This window comes from Candidatus Woesearchaeota archaeon, assembly GCA_016214075.1.
Classification (GTDB): Archaea; Nanobdellota; Nanobdellia; order Woesearchaeales; family DSVV01; genus JACRPI01.
Genome location: JACRPI010000019.1, coordinates 20023 through 40191, shown reverse-complemented (window position 1 = coordinate 40191; position 20169 = coordinate 20023). Strand labels below are relative to the sequence as shown.

Annotated in this window: 24 protein-coding genes; 9 read left to right on the top strand and 15 right to left on the bottom strand. The window is 40.4% G+C overall.

Translation table 11 applies throughout. The annotated features are described in order from the left end of the window. Positions 1-6: 6 nt before the first annotated feature. Together HZC31_03785 and HZC31_03780 are read right to left on the bottom strand one after the other, a co-directional pair. A complete protein-coding gene (locus HZC31_03785; GenBank protein ID MBI5002480.1) occupies positions 7-999 on the bottom strand; it encodes a hypothetical protein in 993 nt (330 codons plus the stop codon). Then, positions 989-3229 carry a transglycosylase domain-containing protein gene (locus tag HZC31_03780; protein ID MBI5002479.1) on the bottom strand — a complete coding sequence of 747 codons (2241 nt, stop codon included), beginning with the start codon at positions 3227-3229 and terminating at the stop codon, positions 989-991. The genes HZC31_03785 and HZC31_03780 overlap by 11 nt, the downstream gene beginning before the upstream one ends. A gap of 188 nt (positions 3230-3417) precedes the next feature. On the opposite strand from HZC31_03780, the gene HZC31_03775 reads away from it, so the two are divergent. From HZC31_03775 to HZC31_03765, 3 genes are all read left to right on the top strand, one after another. Beyond that, on the top strand, positions 3418-3840 hold the full coding sequence (locus HZC31_03775) for a hypothetical protein (protein MBI5002478.1): 423 nt from the start codon (positions 3418-3420) through the stop codon (positions 3838-3840). A gap of 97 nt (positions 3841-3937) precedes the next feature. After that, a complete protein-coding gene (locus HZC31_03770; GenBank protein ID MBI5002477.1) occupies positions 3938-4603 on the top strand; it encodes a hypothetical protein in 666 nt (221 codons plus the stop codon). A 26-nt stretch (positions 4604-4629) separates the two neighbouring features. After that, positions 4630-5667 carry a hypothetical protein gene (locus HZC31_03765; GenBank protein MBI5002476.1) on the top strand — a complete coding sequence of 346 codons (1038 nt, stop codon included), beginning with the start codon at positions 4630-4632 and terminating at the stop codon, positions 5665-5667. Positions 5668-5723: 56 nt separating this feature from the next. On the opposite strand, the gene HZC31_03760 is transcribed toward HZC31_03765, so the two are convergent. From HZC31_03760 to HZC31_03735, 6 genes are all read right to left on the bottom strand, one after another. Next, positions 5724-6425, bottom strand: a complete 702-nt coding sequence (locus tag HZC31_03760) for a hypothetical protein (protein ID MBI5002475.1) — start codon at positions 6423-6425, stop codon at positions 5724-5726. Positions 6426-6542: 117 nt separating this feature from the next. After that, on the bottom strand, positions 6543-7181 hold the full coding sequence (locus HZC31_03755) for a J domain-containing protein (GenBank protein MBI5002474.1): 639 nt from the start codon (positions 7179-7181) through the stop codon (positions 6543-6545). 65 nt (positions 7182-7246) lie between these two features. Next, positions 7247-7765, bottom strand: a complete 519-nt coding sequence (locus HZC31_03750) for an adenine phosphoribosyltransferase (protein ID MBI5002473.1) — start codon at positions 7763-7765, stop codon at positions 7247-7249. Between the two features lie 39 nt (positions 7766-7804). Then, positions 7805-8599 carry a hypothetical protein gene (locus tag HZC31_03745; GenBank protein ID MBI5002472.1) on the bottom strand — a complete coding sequence of 265 codons (795 nt, stop codon included), beginning with the start codon at positions 8597-8599 and terminating at the stop codon, positions 7805-7807. 92 nt (positions 8600-8691) lie between these two features. After that, complete coding sequence (gene mtnP / locus HZC31_03740) at positions 8692-9474, bottom strand: S-methyl-5'-thioadenosine phosphorylase (protein ID MBI5002471.1); 783 nt, start codon at positions 9472-9474, stop codon at positions 8692-8694. A gap of 100 nt (positions 9475-9574) precedes the next feature. Beyond that, the gene (locus HZC31_03735) at positions 9575-10693 is read right to left on the bottom strand and encodes a hypothetical protein (protein ID MBI5002470.1); all 1119 of its coding nucleotides are present in this window, start codon (positions 10691-10693) and stop codon (positions 9575-9577) included. Positions 10694-10822: 129 nt separating this feature from the next. Here HZC31_03735 and HZC31_03730 point away from each other — a divergent pair, with 129 nt between their 5' ends. Continuing rightward, positions 10823-11023, top strand: a complete 201-nt coding sequence (locus HZC31_03730) for a hypothetical protein (GenBank protein MBI5002469.1) — start codon at positions 10823-10825, stop codon at positions 11021-11023. A gap of 13 nt (positions 11024-11036) precedes the next feature. Here HZC31_03730 and HZC31_03725 read toward each other — a convergent pair whose 3' ends face one another. Further along, complete coding sequence (locus HZC31_03725) at positions 11037-13940, bottom strand: aminopeptidase N C-terminal domain-containing protein (GenBank protein ID MBI5002468.1); 2904 nt, start codon at positions 13938-13940, stop codon at positions 11037-11039. A gap of 139 nt (positions 13941-14079) precedes the next feature. On the opposite strand from HZC31_03725, the gene HZC31_03720 reads away from it, so the two are divergent. Genes HZC31_03720 through HZC31_03705 form a run of 4 tightly spaced genes read left to right on the top strand, consistent with a single transcriptional unit; the run spans position 14080 to position 15497 of the window. Beyond that, a complete protein-coding gene (locus tag HZC31_03720; protein ID MBI5002467.1) occupies positions 14080-14376 on the top strand; it encodes a hypothetical protein in 297 nt (98 codons plus the stop codon). Further along, complete coding sequence (locus tag HZC31_03715) at positions 14376-14879, top strand: PIN domain-containing protein (protein MBI5002466.1); 504 nt, start codon at positions 14376-14378, stop codon at positions 14877-14879. Before HZC31_03720 ends, HZC31_03715 begins: the two co-directional genes overlap by 1 nt. 40 nt (positions 14880-14919) lie before the next feature. Further along, on the top strand, positions 14920-15132 hold the full coding sequence (locus HZC31_03710; GenBank protein MBI5002465.1) for a hypothetical protein: 213 nt from the start codon (positions 14920-14922) through the stop codon (positions 15130-15132). After that, positions 15111-15497, top strand: a complete 387-nt coding sequence (locus tag HZC31_03705; GenBank protein MBI5002464.1) for a type II toxin-antitoxin system VapC family toxin — start codon at positions 15111-15113, stop codon at positions 15495-15497. Before HZC31_03710 ends, HZC31_03705 begins: the two co-directional genes overlap by 22 nt. 5 nt (positions 15498-15502) lie before the next feature. Here HZC31_03705 and HZC31_03700 read toward each other — a convergent pair whose 3' ends face one another. The 3 genes from HZC31_03700 to HZC31_03690 form a co-directional block, all read right to left on the bottom strand. Next, complete coding sequence (locus HZC31_03700; GenBank protein ID MBI5002463.1) at positions 15503-15901, bottom strand: hypothetical protein; 399 nt, start codon at positions 15899-15901, stop codon at positions 15503-15505. Further along, entirely contained in the window at positions 15868-16737 is an 870-nt protein-coding gene (locus tag HZC31_03695; GenBank protein MBI5002462.1) for a PD-(D/E)XK nuclease family protein, read from the bottom strand. Before HZC31_03695 ends, HZC31_03700 begins: the two co-directional genes overlap by 34 nt. Positions 16738-16806: 69 nt before the next feature. Further along, entirely contained in the window at positions 16807-17382 is a 576-nt protein-coding gene (locus HZC31_03690; GenBank protein MBI5002461.1) for a hypothetical protein, read from the bottom strand. Between the two features lie 98 nt (positions 17383-17480). On the opposite strand from HZC31_03690, the gene HZC31_03685 reads away from it, so the two are divergent. Further along, positions 17481-18275, top strand: a complete 795-nt coding sequence (locus HZC31_03685) for an SDR family oxidoreductase (protein ID MBI5002460.1) — start codon at positions 17481-17483, stop codon at positions 18273-18275. Positions 18276-18299: 24 nt separating this feature from the next. Here the strand turns inward: HZC31_03685 and HZC31_03680 are convergent, their stop codons facing one another. Genes HZC31_03680 through HZC31_03670 form a run of 3 tightly spaced genes read right to left on the bottom strand, consistent with a single transcriptional unit; the run spans position 18300 to position 20165 of the window. Next, positions 18300-19082 (bottom strand): alpha/beta hydrolase, encoded by a 783-nt coding sequence (locus tag HZC31_03680; protein ID MBI5002459.1) that lies wholly within the window; start codon positions 19080-19082, stop codon positions 18300-18302. Positions 19083-19095: 13 nt separating this feature from the next. Next, positions 19096-19344 carry a hypothetical protein gene (locus HZC31_03675; GenBank protein MBI5002458.1) on the bottom strand — a complete coding sequence of 83 codons (249 nt, stop codon included), beginning with the start codon at positions 19342-19344 and terminating at the stop codon, positions 19096-19098. 47 nt (positions 19345-19391) lie between these two features. After that, positions 19392-20165 (bottom strand): lipoate--protein ligase family protein, encoded by a 774-nt coding sequence (locus tag HZC31_03670; GenBank protein ID MBI5002457.1) that lies wholly within the window; start codon positions 20163-20165, stop codon positions 19392-19394. Between the last annotated feature and the right edge of the window lie 4 nt (positions 20166-20169).

The window sequence follows — 20169 nt, the reverse complement described above, 5'->3', positions numbered from 1 at the left end:
GTTTCCTCAATTTTTTACATACTCTTTTATAGTGTCAAGCACTTCTTTTCCTTTATCAAATCCCGCGTCTATTTTTTTGTCAGTAATGGCGTCACTAACTTGTGTGTAGCCGTCTGTGCTCATAGACGGAACAAGTGCAACAGCAAGAGCATCAACTTCTGCCTGCGGAAGTGTTGTTGTATATCTTTGCATCATTGTTCCTCTTTCTTCAGGAGTCATAGACCCTAAAAGCGCTTCGACTGTTTGAGCCCGCGCTTGTGGCGTCGTAATGTAGGGAACCGCTGTTTCAACAATTGATTCTGGAGACATTGTATCATACAACTTTGCGGCAACAGCTTTTTTTCCTTCTTCATTGAGGAGATTCTGTGTAAGTGGCCAGAGAGAGCGCTCAAGATAGTACGCTCCTCTTGTACGATCATCAAGAGATCTAGCAAGATAAGAATCAAAAACAGACTGCATTCCTGTTACTGTTTGAACAACATCTGCTTTTGGCGCAACTTGGCTGTAAACAACGAGAAGTGTTTCTAGTTCTACCCTGCCTAATCGTTTCTGTATGTATTCACGTCGTTCTTCTGAACGTCCGTTTGCGAGGAAAAGTGCTTCTACAGACAAAAAATCATCATACACAGTAAACATAACTTGGTTGTACATCCCACCGCGCATTTGATTTGCGTTTGTCGTAAAAACTTCCCGTACATTTCCAAGAGCCTCACTAACCTCTGCCTCCAAATTGCCTGCGGGATTTGTAATTTTTGCTTCAATGCCTACCGCTTCCAACGCAGCAGTGAAATAAGAAGAAGCAGCTCTTGCCATTCGTGTTTGAGGAACATAATGTATCAACGCGCCTGCGACAAGAATTCCCCCCACAAGGAGCCCTACTCTTTTTAGTGTTTTTGGTTTAATACTGTTAATACTCCAGTGTGGTCTTGTTTTTTTAGGAGTTGCATTTTCTCCATCAGGTTTTTCTGTTTGATATCTTGCTTGTTCATCAATTCCCATTTTGAACCCCTCTTTCTTTTTTTGTATATTCTAAAATATTCGCAGCAACGGGCGCCGCATGTATTCCTCCTTGATATGTTGGCGGCAACTCTTTTCCTGGTTTTTCCAAGCCAAACATGACAACTGCAAGAAGATCATCTTGCGGAGCGTAGCCAACAAAGATAACATTAGAATGCGCTGTTCCTGTTTTTCCATGAATATCAATGTCAACTCTTTTTGCTCGCTGACCAGTTCCCCGTTCCACAACCTGATCAAGAATAGTATCTGTTTTATCAACAACATCCTTTGAAGTGACAACGTCATCTATTCCTTTGGGAACAAGAGAGAGTGTTTTATCTTGACCGTCAACAGTATAGTCAATGCCTATTTTTTTGATATACTGCGTGTTAATGTCATCGCTCAATCCATATTTGTAATGTGTCGCGACACCTTTTGTTTCAAGGACAGTATAACTTCCCGCAATATCTGTTGCGGACGCCTGAAACGCGCCAATGCCATAAGAGATTTGGTAATCTGTGATATCATATCCAAACGATTGAAATTCCTTGACCAATTGTCGTTCGCCAAGCATGTTGAATAATTGAAACCCAAGCTCAATAAAGAAGCTGTTCACGGAGTCAACAGTCGCTTCTGTCACATTAAGCTTTTCTCCGCTGTGTTTTCCTCCAAAGTTTCCAGGAGTATATCTTTTTCCATCAACAATGTAAACTCTCTGTTCATCCTTGAGAGTAAAGTCAGTTGCGCTGATGCCATGTTTAAACGCGATCATATCCCAAATTGGTTTTATGGAAGAACCTGGATCCCAGAATACTTCAGTTGCGCGGTTTATCCAATTGAGTTCTGGAATTGGTTTTCCATCAACAAGAAGAGAATCTCCATTCGCGTCTTTTTTATACGTGGTGCACCCATCAATCATTGCGAGAACATCGTGTGTTTTTGTGTCTAAAACAACGGCTGTGCCATTGAAAGGATTATTTTCATACCCCTTTTTTGTTTTTCCATCCTTTCCGATAAGTGTCTTGTTGAGGGCAGCGCATTGTTTGTCCATTTGTTCCTGCGCGTATGTTTGGACAGCGAGATCAATGCCCGTATAAAAATGAACAGTCGCGTCTTGTGGCAAAAGCGGTGTTGCTTCTCTCATGAACCCTTCTGCGCGCGTAAATACTTCTCTTGTAAATCCAAAAACAGTGGGATCAATTCGCTTGGACTCATTTCTCTTAAAATCAAAATCGTGATGCGCTAATCGCTCTAGCGCTTTGGTATATTCACGATCAGGAATAACAACATCGTCTCTGCCAAAATTCAGTTCATACAATTTACTAAGAACATATTCTGTCCTATCAGTTGCCCACTGAACAGAAGAAGCGTCTGTATCGCCTTTAAGAAACGCATTGTATGCCTGTTGACCTCTAGGAGGATTTTGAACAATACCCGCAAGGAAAGCGGATTCAAGATAATCCAGTTCTGTTGGCTCTTTTCCAAAGTAATATTTCGCAGCAGAATATATTCCTTTAATAGAAGTGCCTTCTCGTCCAGAATAACCAAAATCCATTAGGTTCATGTAATCCACTAAAATTTGATCCTTGGATTTGTATTCTTCGAGCACAGCAGCAGAGAGCCATTCATCTGCTTTCCATGAAATTTTCATGAAGCCAGGGATAGCGCCAGAATCCATCTCATTTTTTCCACCGTATATCTGGTTAGGATAAACACGATCTGCAACTTGAATAGTGATAGTGCTTGCTCCTCTAGAGACAGGTGTTCCTCTCATTTTCCCAATAAGATTCTGCGCAACAGCAATTGCAGTGGAACCAGGATCCCATCCATAATGATCATAAAACCTTCTGTCTTCTGCCGCGACAAACGCCCATTTCACATGAGAAGGCGCGTCAAGAATAATTTTTGTAAGATTATACTCTTCCCCAATAATTGTTCCGTCAGCCGCATGGATAATAATATCCCTATTCTCTTTAATGCCATCAAAGCGAGCATCAATCCTTTTTTCAATTTCTGAAGGAGTGATCGTTGGTCGCTCTGGCGACTCGCCAAAGAAATACGCGGTTGTGTTTGCAATAGCAATTGCGCTGTGACTTGCGAGATACTCCATCCAGCCAAATTCAATCTCTAATGGAAGACCAATAACAGTTGCGGCGGTTGCGGCGATCGCAGTTCTTTTCGCGCCTGTGTACAATTTTTTTCCAGCGGTGCTGGCAGATTGTTTGATGTTCATGACAGAAAGAAAGCGTCTGACACTCTTTAACTTATGTAGTCTAGACTACTACAACATAAGTTTATACTGCACGGTCAACTACTAAGAATAGTGTATGAGAACAGAAAACAGCGGGAATGGTGCTTGCTGAAAAAGAAGGCGATGTCTCGTTGTTTTCTTCTCAAAAGAATATTGGAGGCAGAAACGAGATGGGAACTATAACCAGAATTGCTCTCGGAACAACAGCGGCGCTAGGATTGCTCTATGTTGGAGGGGTCTACAATCTTGACGACAAGATAACCGCCGCGTATCAGACCGCAAAGCATGAATATATGAAGGCCGGGCAGGAATATTTCTGCCCTGGATTTGGACTGGAAACAATAACTGTTCAAGAGCAAAAGATAATGCCGGAGACGTCTGATCTTTCTTTGTACATTGCTGGTCTTCCTGCCGATGTTCAGGGAGAGATTTTCACAGAAATGTACAGAGGACTTCCCGAAGAAAGAAGAGAAGATGTTCTAGCAGCAGGATTCAACACGCTTTCCTATGATGGAAAATTAGAGACGCTTGACGCTATGGCAAAGAGCTTTGAAAAAGAGATGACAAGAGAAAAAAGAAGAGAATTCAAATAAAAAGGTGATGAATATCAGAAAAATACTTGAGAATAGCGCATCTCTACTTGTGGGGGCTGTGGCTTCTTACATAACAATTTATTACCTTGAAAACATAATGCAGCGACTTCACGCAACACTTGAAACGGCAGTTTCCGCGGCGTTGCCTGATATTTTCAGCTCTCTTCCAGAGGATACAGGAGATTGGGTTACCACAGAACCAACGTATGTTTCCGACACTGGCTTCATGCCTGTTGTTCCCAGTGATATTGAAAATACATTAGATGGGGCATTTCATGATATTGATTCTACCGCTATCGATGTTCTTGCACCTGCCTATGCAAACATCGCTATTGATTACATGAACGCGGAGCAAATCAATCTTCTTTTTTATAGGACACTTCAGGATTATCGTGACAATATACATGATTACAAAACAATCACGCAAGGAATATGTCCTTCAGATGGTGATTCAGATCCTATCCATACATATTCTTCTAAGGATTATAACATGCGCGCTCTTCTTGCCGCGCTTCCCCCTGAGCAGGAGGGGTATGAACAAATCAACGCGGTCTATGGTCTCTTTCAAACGCTTGATGAGGATGTTCAAGTTGAAATTCTCAAAAAAGAAATATATTGGTACGCGTTGAAACAGGACGCTGTCGGAACTCGCAATCAGGTGATGGTCGTGCAAAAACTTGTAGACACATTGATTGATGCGGAGTTTCAAGTGACCTGTAAACCGTTAGAAGAGAAGAATGCGGTTTTAGAAGAGAATCTTTAAAGTATCATTTGCGTTTCTTCCTTTTTATGAGAAGAACTGTTCCTTTTCCTGACAAGGATATGCCGCGTGTCCCTCTTTCTGACAAACGACCGGTCGTCTCGCTGCCGCTTGACGCACTATTACCAATCTCTCGTCCATCCCTTGAAAAAATTCTTTCAAATTCCAGAGGGAAAACAATTCATCTGGAACCAGGCAGCATTTCTTTAGAAAATCCGATTGTTCTTCAAAATCTTTCTGATGTTGTCTTCCAGGGAAGCGCTGATGAAGACAACCCAACCATTATTCGTTATTCTGGAAACGGACTTCAATTGCGGGGCTGTTCAAATGTTGTTGTTGCGCATCTTTCTCTTGAAGGACCCCACCCGTATGCTATTGAAGCAACAGGGATCGCTGTTCGCTCGTCTCCTCATGTTTTTGTGTATCGCTGTGATGTAAGTTCTTTTGCCCGTGCATTAGTGGAGTTTGCCGAGTCTATCGGTATTGTGACAGAATCACGATTTTCAGAATCAGCGATGATTGATTGTCGATCTCCATATGTGCGAAACAAAACTTCATTGGCTCATTTAAAGACACAAAAAAACATGGGCTATGGCATTTGTGTCAATAACGGCGCCCATGTTCGTGTCACACAATCATTTTTCTATCACTGCAAACACGCGATAGCCTCAGGCAATGACAAAAAGCAGGACTACTATACTTCCTACACATTAATGAACAATGTTGTTGAAGCGTGCGGTGTACTTCCTGATCCAGATGCGCCAGCGAGGTATAGATATTCTGCTGCGTGTGTTGATACGCATGAAGTCCATCAAGGCAATTTCTCAATTGTGGGAAACAGGATTATGGGAAAAGGGAATATCATTGGCATCAACATCCGGGGAGGGACAGGAATTGTGGAGAGAAATGTCATTAGAGATTGTGCTGTTGGAGTTCAGGTAGGTTGCGCTGCTTCTCATAGAGAACTATATCATCCAGGAAGAGTTATAGTTGGGAAGAACGAGTTTGTGAATGTTGAGAAAGAAGTTGTTTTTACGAAAGACTATCTTTCATATTTTCCGAGATAGCGGTTTATTATATCAATATATCCCTTGTCAATAGATCAGAAAATAAACAAATAATATTATTTTGCTGGTCTGCTCGCATACTCCAAATCCAACTCAGTCATCCAGAGAAGCGGCGTAAATCCGGTTCTTTTTGCGAGAGGACGTACAAACTGCTCAAGATTATCCATTGCTCTTTTGTAACAAATGTCATCTCCAATTGTGGGAAGATCATGAGCAACACAGTGTTTTGCTTCTCGAACCAATACAGCAGATGCTTCCGCTACAGCGTGGATTCCTTCCACCTTATACTCTAATTCACATCTCTCTAAAAAAGAAATATCTTTTAGTGCATACATAAAAAAAGTTTGTTGAGAGACTATACGGCGAGTATAAACACATAATTCCCGTGTGAAATTTTTTTTGGAATCTATCTTTTTCCCAATCTCATCCCCTCTTGTAAGCCATGCCTGTTCTTGATCAAGAACTAAATCATTTTTTTTATAATATGCTGCGCGAAGAAATCTCTTATATGTTATTTCAAGAAGCGGTGGGGAACAATCTGCTGTTGACCGACCAGTAAAAGATGCTGCTTCTTGTTTTACAGCACATGCTCTTTGTTCTTCTTGCTTTTCTTGCTTTTCGCGCTCGAAATTTCTTGGTACTATTACATTACTATAGTATAGAATCCCACAACCCACAGAGAGCATAGTCCCCATACCTATAAATTTCATTACTTCTATTAGCCCTTCAAGATTAGGATCAAAGGTTGATTTTCCCATTTTAAAACCAAGAAAGAGACTATCATTTATATGTTTCTTCTCTCTCCTATTTATTCTTGATGATTATTTCTGAAAAAGAGTCAAAAAATCGCTTCCTCAATTCGACCTACAGAAATATTAATCTTGCTCATGGACACGATTTTGTAAATCTTTATTCTCTGCATCTCTTGTCGCATATTGTTTATGCAGTTTTTTTCCATAATCAAATGCACTTCTTGCACAGAAGTAGACAATGCTTCCGATAAGCAAAAGTTCCAGACTACTTTCTATTCCCACTAATCCCGATGTTTCTCTGCATGGTACAGAATCACCGCAGGGTTCTAACCATTTTGGCATTGTTCTATAGTCATGCTCCATGATATGCGTAAACAGACCTTTCATTGGCGCGTGATTATACCCATAGTGATAACCAACACCGACTGCGGGAATAAAACCAGTAAGCAAGATCGCAATGCTTTCCAGTTTGTATTTATAACGTCTTGCTGAAAGTGAAATCTTTTCGTGGGGGTTTAATAAATCTGTTGTTGTTGGAAAAACATTTTCCTGCATCACGTTTCTCTGAGTATCATACAATTTTCTTTTTTCAGGATCTCCTAAAACTTCATATGCTTCTGAAATCTGAAGAAATGCTTTATTATCTGATGAATGATTAAGATCTGGATGAAATTGTCGAGCAAGACGCCTATATGCTCTTTTGATTTCTTTTGGACTGGAATTTTTGCGAACTTCAAGAATAGCATAATAATCTTGTTGCATTTCTCAAGAAAGTACTTTCCGGTTTATATGTTTTATAGTAAAAAAGAGGCGTTCAAAACAGATTATTAATGCCCGTCAAACGCGACCAATGAATAACAAGGCTTCCCCACTTTCTTCGCGCCGCCAAGTTCTGGAAGATCGACAATAAACGCGCATTCTAAAACAGCCCCGCCTTGCTTTTCTACAAGTTCCACTGTCGCGCGAGCGGTTCCGCCTGTCGCGATTAAATCATCAACAATAAGAATAACGTCGCCATGTTTAATCGCGTCTGTGTGAATCTCCAGTTTGTCTTTGCCATATTCCAATTCGTATTCAATAGAATCTTTTTCAGCGGGAAGTTTGTTTGGTTTTCTAACAGGAACAAAACCAACATTCAATTGATGCGCAAGCGCGCCGGCAATAATAAATCCCCTGCTTTCAATACCCACTACTTTGTCAATACCTTTGTTCGCGTAGCGCTGCACAAGATGATCAATAACATAACGAAATCCAGCTGGATCTTTGAGCAGTGTTGTCACGTCGCGAAACATGATTCCTTGTTTGGGGAAGTTGGGTATTGTTCGAATCTTTGATTTGATGTCCATAAAAAGAAAAGTTTTGTTGGGTTTAAATGGTTTACGAAATTATAGTAATCTTGGTTTATATTCTTCATACGTTCGAAGAGCGCGTAAAACATACGGCATATCCTCTTTCGTTTTCATAAAAACAACACGCTGTATTTCTGGAACATGGTCAGGCGCGAATCGGGCGTGTTGCTCAAATACACGCGCATAGAGGTCAAGTATTGTTTTTCCGCCAGCTGAACTGCTGTCAATCGCATCATGAACAATTTCGTAGAAAGATAAAGGCATGATAACACTATACTGTGTTGTCGCGTGAGCGCTTCCATACCGCGAATCAAGAAACTCAAGCACCAAGCCCAGCGCTTCACTGGTTCCATTGTCAGTTATTTTCCCATCAGCGTCCATATACGCGGGCACCCATTTTTGTTCAGGTTCTTTCGCCTTGCTCTCTTGAACGCCAAAAAGTCTTTGAAATAAATTCCTGCCAGGGCGTGTATTTGTTTCTTCCTCTTTTCTTAGATACACGAATCCAGCGCGAATAGACGCGACATCGCCTTTTTTCTGTTTACCAACAGAAGTAGACAGCATGCTAAAATGATTATTTTCATAAAGAAACGCGGGTTCATGCATAGCCTCTGCGTCGAGCATCGGGTCAAGAATCTGATTTTCTTTGCCAAGCAAAGGAATGTGTATCCCCACACGCAACGTGACTCCTCTTGGATGACCTTCTTCATTGTACGACAAATTATTTGGTGTTTTATATCCCAGCACAGAGACACCATCGCTTCGATTGGCGACAAGCATATGTGTCCCATATTTTATAAGCCAGTCCATTACTTGTTCATCAAGAGTCATTTTTTTCCTTTTTTCTCCTTTTGTTTATATAATTTATGACACTTGTTTCATGAGAAGTGATCATTTGACAAGCGCGACAAAAGCGGAGAATTTCAAAACGTCGCTGTTGTAATCGCTTCTTTGCAGCCGCAATCCCAATCGCGCAATTGGGGAATAACTGCTTTCAAAATGGTTTTCACTTTTTCCGCGTTGTCATGCATTGTTTTCAAAATCATATCAAGAGTCACATGCGCTTCATCTGTTTTCCAGCAATCATAGTCCGTACTCATCGCGATTGCGGCGTAACAAATGCCCGCTTCACGAGCCAAAACAACTTCTGGTACAGTGGTCATGTTAATGACGTCGCAATGCCAGCTTCGAAATAATTCAGATTCCGCGCGTGAAGAAAATCGTGGACCTTCAATCGTCACCATTGTTCCTTTTGCATGATACGCGATGCTATTCTCGATTGCGGCAGCGGCAAACAACGTGCGCAGCTTATCGCAAAAAGGATCAGCCATAGGAATGTGACAAATCGTTTGTCCAGTATAGAAGGATTGTTCGCGTTTGGTTGTGCGATCAATGAATTGGTCAATGAACACAAGATCTCCTGGTTTGATGTGTTCGCGCAAACTCCCGCACGCGGTTGCCGCGATAATGTGCGTCACGCCCAGTTCTTTCATTGCCCAAATATTCGCGCGGTAATTCACTTCTGTTGGTCGAATCGTATGATTCGCGCCGTGGCGGGGAAGCGCGACAATATCTACTCCTTTAAATGTGCCGACAGTGAGAAGATCAGAAGGAGCGCCAAATGGAGTAAAAACCTTCACTTTTTTAGCGTTGTCCCAGAGATTAGGGTCGCCTAATCCAGAACCACCAATAACGCCAATTTTCATGAAAGAAAAGAACACAGCCAGCGTTTATATTGTTTGTTATTAATGAGGATAAATTATTCTTTTAAAAAAAAGAAATAGAAAGAAAAATTAAAAAAAACGACTATTCCGCAACAGTCGTCGCACTGACAATAGCCCACATATCATCATCTGTTGTTGTTTCGTCCACTTTAAACAAGACTGCAACATAAATCCGTAAGCGTCCATCTTCAAGCTGTGCAATTTGCGGATCATGAAGTGACCATGCATAACCATATTCAGCATTATCAAAATCACCAGGTTCTAAAAGAACATCTTTATACCGTTGGAAGGAAACACCATCATCATCGCTGAGAAAACCATAAATATTTCCTTGCTGCATCGCGACTAAGAAAACACGAGAGTCAGAAAGGACAATTACTTTTTCATCAACATAACTCATCTGTCCACCACCTAAGTCTTCATCGTTCAGAACATTGTCGTTGATAAATGTGAATGTCCATCCGCCATCAGTGGAATACGCTCGTCGAGCATTGTTTAAACCATATTTATCTCCGAGATACAGAAGAACAATATTATCTTTTGAATCCGCAAAGAAATCATAAACTCCCATCCAGCCTTCGTCTTCTTCTTGAAGGGTGTATCTGCATCCTTCATCTTGAGTATATGTAATCCCATCAAAAGAACTTTGACTCGTCAGGCATCCGCCTTCAATCCCTTTTGTGGTGTCGTATCCATACCCACGCCAAGTTCCATCAGGCAGTTGTTTTGCGCGAAACTGTCCACCAACAGAATTAGAGACACTCTCTCCCCTATCAGAAAAAAGTAAGCCATCTTCTGACGTTGCGACGTATTGCGCAGGGCTATCACCTGTATAATCTTCATAGAGCAAAGAAATTGTCCCATCATCGTTCACGCGAGCGCCAGGGTTTGATGCTTCGGTCATTTGCAAACCTTCATCCACGAAGAAAGTAAATTCTTCAGGAAGAGAAGGATAAGAAGAAGTGTCTTCAAGAACAGAATTTTTTTGCTCTGCATTTCCTATCTGTTGTGAAACTTCGCCACCGCAATCTATTGGACAGAGCGTTGCGTCTGTTTGTTCAGCGTCATCACACATTCCATCGCCGCATTTCTCGCTTGTTTCTTCATTTTGAGCAGGACTGTTCTCTACATTAGTCTTATCACTGCAACTTGCGAGAAATAAAACAATGAATAGGAGTAAAGTAAATAATTTTTTTTTCATAATAAACACCTCAAGGACAATGCAAAGCGACATTATATTTAAAAAAGTATTGATTAAGGCAAAAATCGCGCACTAGAAAAGTCCTGCAAAGGAGAAACTATAAAAAAAGAGAAGAGCTAAATGAAGAGAATGAAACAAATTGTGCTTGTAATTCTACTTTTGAGTGTCATACTAACAACATCCTGTTCTCAAACAGAATTCACCAAAGAAGAATTAGAGCAAATCGTCTGCACAGCAGATGTTTCTGAATGTCCAGATGGTTCTTTTGTCGGTAGAGATCCAATGAATAATTGTGAGTTTAAGGAATGTAAAGAAACAATAAAAGAATAAATGCTCTAAAAAGCTACTTCTTCTCCTTCCACGCCTTCACCGCTTTCGGACAGCCTTTCAGAATTCTATCAATATTATTGTACACACTTGGATGCTCTTTCTTGTTCAATTCTTTACGAACCATCTGCAACGCGTCAACCAAGCGAACCTGATCAGCAAGATCCATTTTTTCTAAATCAGTAAACGCGGAGAGGAAATGAAAACCTGTATACTCGTTTAATTTGGAAATGCGAATAATAATTTCAACAAAATAAGGAAGATCATCAAAGAGCGACTTCTTGCGATTCGCCGCGAAAGATAAATACAATCCACGTTGATCATTGGACTGTTCAATCCTAAACTTTTTATCCTTCTTAATCTCTTTGATAAGTGTAACTGCATCAGCACTGTTATTACTCCCCACAATGCGAAGGAAATTTTCCCAGCTCACCAAATGCTGCTCCGCCTCTTTCTTAAACTCCATCAAACTCTTGTGTTTGTCAGGAGCGTGAGAGTTAATGTACAAACTCATCGCGGCGTTTTTATCTGTTGCGTGAGAAGCTGTTTTCAAAAGATCCTTCATCATCTTCCAAACTTCTTCATTGTCGAAAGAAGCAAGCACGCCAAGACAAAGTAATTTCAAATCTCTATTCTTCATCCCAGCAAGTTGCTGTTCAATGTACGTTTCAGTAAACTTTTCAGCAGCGAGTTTCTCATACAAACGAAGAAGTTCTTTTTTGTAGCGAACTGCGACAGCCTTGCGTAATTTTTCTTTCGCCGCGTAAATTTCTTTATACTTGTGATTCACAGAATCATCGCGGACAGATTCGGTAATCGAGAGAAACTGCGCTTTCACTTCAGGAGTCAAAGAAGTATCAACGAGAATTTTGCCGTAAAGAGATAAAAATTGTTCTGAAACAGAAGCACTAATATCTTTCACCAATTTTACTTTTTCATTGTCAAGAATTTCAGAGAATGCCATGTATCGATTGACCGGATCGCTGTCCGTCAAAGCCTGAAGGCTCCGTTGCTCATCAGATTGTTCAAAAGAAACTGTTCCATAAAGGGTATGATTTCTATTCACAGAAACATACGCTGGTTTTTCAGAAAGAGAAACAGAGATTGTTTCTTTTTCTTTCTTCACCCAATAGATTTGCGTGGAAAGCATATCTTTTCCTTGTGCGTCAACAGGACAAAAAACAAATGGAAATTGCCAAGGTCCTTCAGCGTCAAATCCCTTCTGTGAGACAGTGAGTGTTAATTTTCCAGAAGCATAGGCACTTTTGACAAAAAGACGAGGAAATCCTATCCTATACAACCATCCTTTTGCCATTTCTTGAAACGAAAGTCCAGAAACTTCCTCCATCGCGGCGAGCCAATCGTTCGTGTTCGCGTTGCCATGCGTGAACCGTTTATGATACAACGCAAGCGCTTGAACAAATTTCTCTTTGCCCATCAAAATTTCAATCATTTTAACAAACTCAGGCGCTTTGACATAGGTCATGCCAGTGATGAGTTCATCTGGAGTGTTAAATCCCTTTGGAATGATCGGCATTGCCGCTGGACTGGAATCTTCCGCGAATGTTCCGAACATCGGCGCGTGCAACGTCATCACGCGATTAATTCTATTATATGCGTCCCCCATAATCGAAGCGTTATACTCTGTTTCAATATGCACAGTAACTGCTTCATTGAGCCAAAGAACAAAAGGATCAACGCCAGTCACTTCGCTGCCATTCAAATTATGATAAAATTCGTGGCATTTGACATCAAGCATGTATTCAAAACTATCATCGCTGATTTGCTTGAAAGGCATGATTCTGTTGGTGACAATAGTCGTGTTGCCCACGTTTTCCATCCCACCAAAATTCGAGTTCTGCATCCCAATCTCGCGATACACCTCTCCTGTGTAAACATAACCAAGTTTCAACGGTTTAACAAGTTCTTTTAATGCATCGCGAACAGCTGCGAGTTCTTTTTCTTTGCCTTTCGCATTCTTCAACAAATCGCGTTTTTTGACAAGTTCCCATATTTTTTTCTTGACATCTTCCGCGTCATATTTGTGTGCGCCGGTATGCAGATGAATCCACATAATGCCATGACTCAAAATTTCGAGCGCGTGAGAAGCAGCTTCTTTATCTGCGTTGAGCGGAGTAAGAAGTTCGATCATGAATGTTTTGCCCTGCGGATATTCAAACTCTTTTTTGAATGTCGAATACGTTCCAACACAAAGGAAAAAAAGATACGGCGCCATGGGCGTGGTATGATTATAATAACAAAGCATGCTTCTTCCCTGCCCAGCGTCTTTTCGCTGAACAACTCCTTCTTTGGAATGATACTCTGGAGCAAGATCGCCGTTAGAAATGACATTCGTGTAGCGCGAATCAGCGACAATGGTCGTCGTATACGTGCATTTCGCGGTCATGTCATCAAAACACGGAACAAGTCGTTGAAATCCCCATTGCTGGCATTGCGTGATTTGCGTTGGTGGACATCCCTCTGGAGTTTCATCGTAATAAAGTCCTTCAAGAACATTTTTAGTTGGCTTAGTAATAGTTTTAGTAAAGAGAGTAAAAGCAGTTCCTTTCTTAAACGGTTCAGGAAGCGTGACATGAAGTTTATCCGCTTCTTGATCGTAATGATATTTCAGCGCTTTCTTTCCAACTGTTTTCTGGTGAGCGCTTTTTCCTTTCACCGCGTCGTAAAGAGCGACCTCGAGAATTTCAAGATTTTTCGCGTCAAGAGCGAATGTATGCAGCGAATCAGCGGTCACCGTCATGGTCATGTCGCTGGAAACAACAGAATGGTCATCGAAAACATCAAAGAAAAGGTTGAAATGTTCCACATGAACAGGCAACTTGCCAAAATCATCTGGATAATATTTAAATTCTCGTTCAGACGCGACTGCTTTTGTGCTCGGTTCAGTTGGAGTTGGCATAAATCAAGGAAAACTGTATATCTGTTTTTATACATTGCGAAAAAGAGAAAAAAGAACCACAACATTTAAATAGTGGTTACAATAAGTAAAGTTACTATACATATTATTTAGTTACTTATTAACGAAAGAAGGTGTAAATATGGAAGTATTCACAATAAGAGTGCAGGAAAGCGTCGCAAAGCAAATATGGTTTTTATCGAAGGAACTGCAGAAACCACAGGCGGAAGTAATTCGCGAGCTTATGAGTAAGGCAGTAAAAGAAGAACGCCTTCAATTATTGCTTAAGAAATATGAAGAGAAAGAAATAACATTGCGAACGCTTGCAAAGGAACTGGATATTCCTTTATGGAAAGTCCAAGATTTATTGCAGCGAATAACCTTTCCTTATGGCTTAGAAGATGTGCAAAGAGATCTCCAAATCCTTGAGGGAATTTAATGGTTATTCTGGATTCATCGGCAATAATTCCCCTCATAACAATAGGTAAGCTTGAGCTGCTTCGGAAGAATTTTGATAAAGTGGTAGTGCCCTTTGTTGTCTGGAAAGAAGTTGTCGAGGAAGGAAAAAAATTAGGAAAAAATACATTGTCTTTTGAGCAGGGAAAAGATGTTTGGTTTGAGGTTGTGGAGCAGAGAGAAGAGAAGACAAAAGAGATAAAAAGTCTCCATCGTCTGCAAGAAAATGACGCTCTTGTTTTTCTCCTCGCGAAAGAGCATAATGACATTCTGCTTACCAATGACGCAGGACTTTATTCATGCTGTCAGGCAGAAGGAATCAACGTGTGGTGGCTTACCACATTGCTTCTTGCATCTGTTAAAAAAAAGATAATTACCAGAACAGAAGCAGAAGCGGCACTTCTCGCGCTTGTGAACAGCGCGCATATACGCCTTCGTGGAGATATTCTCGCGCAATTGCTTTTAATTATAAAAAATCTTGGCTAAAAGCACAATATTTATATATATGTATATACTTAGAAACCTTATGTCACAAATAATCAGCGTTTCAGATGATGTGTATCATACATTAAAAAGACTAAAAGGAAAAGAAAGTTACTCTGTTGTTATACGAGAATTACTTTCAACGAAAAGCAATAAAGAGAAAGTACTAGAACTCTTTGGAAAAGGAGGAGTGGATGAAGCGAAAGTAAAAGAACTCAATCCACTCTGGAAAAAATGGTCAGAAGAATATGTATAGATTCTGACGTGCTTATTGCGCTTCTGAATAAAGATGAAAAGACAAAGCGGATTCTGGAATCTTTAGATGGAGATTTTTATATCACAACAGTGAATACATTTGAAGTGTGGTATGGACGAAAGAAGACAGAACCTGTTTTTGAAGCGTTGGAATGGCTTCACGCTCTTGAAATGGACGATAAAGCAGCAAGAGTAGCAGGTGACATTTTACGAAAATTAAAAGAAGATGGAAAGATAATTGATATGAAGGACTTGTTTATTGGTGCGATTTGCATAAACAATGATATTGAATTATTGACCTATAACAAAAAACATTTTGAACGATTAAAGGAGTTTGGTTTGATACTCGTTGAAATAGAAGCATGAACCGCTCAATCATCCTTAACCAATCCTGCCTCTCTCCAAAGTTTTTTCTCTTCCTCATCAGGAACTTCTTCGATGTAGGGAAAACCATAATTCGCGACAAACATCAATTTTTCTGGCGCAACGGCAATGCGAAGATAAGCAGAAGTAATTCCCTCTTCCTCAAAATAGACAACCTCGACACCACCTTTGAAGGGGAGTGTCACTTGGAGCTGAGTAAATGCATAAGCCCTTCGTTCAGGATAGCGAGAAAAACGATGCGCAACAATGCAGCGTGAGATTCGTTGATAATCTCCTCTACCTTCTGGATCACTTCCAAGAAGTTCTTCCAAAGGAGCAGTAAGCGCATGAGCAAGGCGTAATGAAATAAAGATCACCCATACTGGCTTCTCGCGTTGCCAAAGCATTTTCCATAATAATCACATTGTCCTGAGCTATATTTACAAAGAGGACCTGGTTTCATAGGATAATTTTCTTTTTTCGTTGTAGAGGTGTTCAGGTGAATCAGTTCAGACTCAAATTTCGCGAGATTGACCAATTCTTCATCAACGTCCAAATGAAATTCGCCAAATTTCAAGAAATCAATGCCTACTTTGTCAGGCAAGCGAGCATGTGTTTCGTGATACATCAAGGCATAGAGCGCAAGCTGCAACCGATACTCAGGAGAGACTTTCGCGGATTTAGAAGTTTTGTAATCCATGAGCACAACCTGTCCATCTTTTTCGTGGATCGCGTCAATAAACCCGCGAACTCCATAGGTTGGTGATTTGTATTCTACTTCTGCTCGTGGGGTTAACCGCTGAAATGAATGAAGAACAGGGTGTTCCTTCATTTCCACAGCAAGCTTTCGCAAAAAATTCGCGTACCAGTTGTTGACCATGTCTTTTGTTTCGATGTGATAAAAATCAAGCTGCGGCCGCGTCAAACCAAGCGAATTAAACTCAGTCGCGGATTTATGCCAATATTGTTCGAGCATATCGTTGATAAAAACTTTCAACACAAACATGAAGTTCTCTTCAGGCAATTTAGAAATATCAATTTTAAAAAAATGTTCAAGAACTGAATGCACCACTTTCCCGCGGGTCAAATGAATGCTTGGTTTACCAGGAATTTTTTCAATATAAGAGTAATAATATTTTCGTGGACATTGTTTGTGCGTGTTAATACTGCTCGGGCTTTGAATACGCGCGAACGTCAACTTTTTTGGTTGTGCGACCTCTTTTGCGAGAACAGAAATAGTCATAGAAAAATCACAAGCGCTACGCTATAAAAAGGTTATTATTAGGAGATTAAAGGTTTTGAGTAAAACTTACTACCCCACAACCTTCCGTCTCCACAACAGATAGCAAACAAAAAGAAAATTAATTGGGACAAGGAAAGCGGGATTAAAGACAGTAACAAAAGAGTATTGTTTCATTGCAAAAAGGGAAAAGACATAGGAGATACTGCTGCAAAGATACAGTGTCGCGTTTTCTCCAAATGGCGCAGCATAGGATTTTCGGATTGTCGGAATAAACGCAATGCAATCAACAAGAGTAATAGTAATGACAGTAAGCAACGGACTGTTCGTGAGATACCAAAATAAAAGGGAAAGCAATGCTCCATAAAAGCTCACCCAATCTAAGAAAACAAAATTCTTCTCTCCTTTTCGCAATGCAAAGATGAAAATAACAAAACAAGAGAGAAACCAGAACGCGCTTATCCACGCGCCAGGACCAGCGCCTTGGCTCACTTGCGCGGCAAAAGTGATGACCGCGAGCAAAGACCAGAAAAACCAGGAAAACGCGTGTGGCTTTGCTTTTCCTGAAAAGAGATCCTTAAAGTAAGGAATATAACCAAGAAAAGCAATGGTAACCGCGATCACACCAAAAATTACTTTGTAATCCATATGTTGAAGAGAAGCCTAGTTGTTTAACTAGGTTTCTATTGAATCTAACAGCAATCTCCAAAACAAAACATATAAACCAGATAATAATTTCATCCATCATGCAAACAAAAACAGTACTTGTCACAGGTGCGTCAAGCGGCATTGGCGCGGCGTTCGCGGAAATTTTCGCGAAAAACAAATACAATCTCATTCTTGTCGCGCGAAGAGAAAAAGAACTCAACATTATCAAGAAGAAATGTGAACAGCAATCCAACGCGCAAGTAAAAATAATCATAAAAGACCTCACGCATTCAAAAGCGCCAGAAGAAATCTACAATGAAATAAAAAAAGAAAACCTCTTGGTAGACATTCTTATTAACAACGCGGGATTTGGAGAGTATGGTTCATTCTACAAAACAAGCTGGGAAAAAGAAGCAGAGATGATTCAAGTAAATATCACCGCGTTAACTGCGCTCGCAAAACTCTTTGGACAGGATATGATACAAAGAAAGTCTGGAACAATTATGAATGTTTCCTCAGTCGCGGCGTTTCTACCTGGTCCATTGATGAGTGTGTACTATGCGACAAAAGCGTATGTTCTCTCGTTGTCAGAAGCGCTTGCGAATGATCTTGAAGGAACAGGGGTAAAAGTCATTGCGCTTTGTCCGGGCATGACAAAAACAGGATTTCAGGATGCGGCAGGATTTGCGGAAAAAGCAGAGAATGAGAAGCAAATGAGTAGTGCGGAAGAGGTCGCGGCATATGGTTTTAAAGTAATCCAAAAAGGAAAACCTGTCATTGCGATTCCAGGAATAAAAAACAAAATAATCGCGCGCTTAGGATGGCTTCTTCCGAGAACAGTGCTTGCGAAAATAATTCGATCAGTGCAAAGCGGACGAGAAAAGAGAGAATAATTCAAAACAAAAAAGAAACAATCTTTAATCTGTCAAAAAAGCAGAAACCTTCTTCAGAACATCTTCGTGCTCACGAGTAAGGACCACATGATTTGCGTCCATTTCCACAACAGTCAAGAACGCGTTTGTCTTGCAATCACTTAAAATTAAATCATTCTTTGTGCTCCAATCAGCGGTAGACAAGAAAATCTGTGTCGGTACAGTAACAGTGCTCAAATAGATAGGAGTCGCGAAAAGTTCACGAACAAGTTTCATCACAGTGCCAAAAGGAGTGCCGCGAATGTCTAAATACGGATAATACCAAATTGGCCTTTTTTGATATTTATGATAATCCTGAAATTTCAAGCGACGCCATCCAGAAAAAGGTCGAACAAGAATAGATGCGGCAATAGCCAAGGCATTGAGAAATGGAGAATAACGAATATATCTCTTCGAGAAAAGAGTGAACAAAATCATTTTATGAACTTTTTTTCTGTTATTTTTGTAAAACTCCAGCGCGACAGACGCGCCAAGACTATTTCCAATGAGAATGACATCATGGATGTGCTCCGCGGCAAGAATGGAAGCAATATCTTTTACGATATTTTTGATAGTGACTGTATCAAGGGATGTTCGCCCGCTTTTTCCATGGTTGCGAATATCAAGCGCAATAAAATTTCTTTTTTCAAACGCGGAAAAGAATGGTTTGTAGACAGTATGGTTGCTTCCCGCGCCATGAATAAAAACAATAAATGGAGCAGTGTTTACGTGATTGATAATGTAGTACAGATCAATTCCATCAACGCTTTTGCATATTTTTTGTTTCATAGGGGAGAATACCTTACTCAATTAAGGTTCCATCTTTTAATGTGTAACTAAATGTTCCGTTATAACAACAAACTTCATCTATTGGTGTTTCAGGAGTAAAAGAGCGAACATCCTCAAGCATTGCTTCGAGTGCTGAAGCAAGTGCTCCTGTCGTCTCAAATGTCCTTCCAGAAAAATAATATGTGTGACCCATTAATGTGGTTACAACAACCTCTTCCCTAAACCCATGAGGAAGTTTTCTTAGTTTTTTTTCATCTGTCATAATGAAGGGAATAAGGGGAATGTATATAAAATTATTCCAAAGATAGGTTATCTCATCGCGTTCCATTGCTCATTCCCATATTTCTCATGTTCAATAACAAATGCTCGCTTTTGTTCTTCAGGGGAAAGTGTGGAAACGACAAATTCTACATCAAACGCTTGCGCAAAGCCTTTCACAAGTGCATTCTGAATATCAATAAAAGAAACTTCTTTTCCAAGCTGCTGCTTTAAGGAAGTTACCCTTTCTTCAACATTGGTAATCATTTTGTCTCTGATTTTTTCGTCGGAAACTCTTAAAAGAGAAAACATTTTGCGAACATCAACATCAAGCAAAACAGTGCCATGCTGCAAAATGGTCTTCTGTTTTCGTGTCTGCGCGTTGCCAGAAATTTTTCTGCCAGAAACAATAAGATCATTAAGCGGAACAAATTGGACATCAAGTCCAAACTCTTTAAGCCCTTCAATAATTCCCTGACTAATCTGTTTATACGATGCAAGAATATCTTTCACGATCAGACCATAATTTTCAGGAATAATAAAACTATACGTTATTTCTTTATCGTGATAAACCGCGCCACCGCCAGTAATGCGACGAATCACAGACACCCCATTGCTCTTGCAAGCCGCCGCGTCAATCTCTTCATGCAGCGATTGAAAATATCCTAAAGTCACAGCAGATGGAGACCATCCATAAAGGCGAAGCGTTGGAAGTTGCGAACCTGAGGAAACAGCTTCAAGAATAGCTTCGTCAACAGCCATATTCCATGAACCCGTATTAAAATCAGTGAGAAGCAAACGGATTTTTGTTTTTTCCAGAGCCATGAAA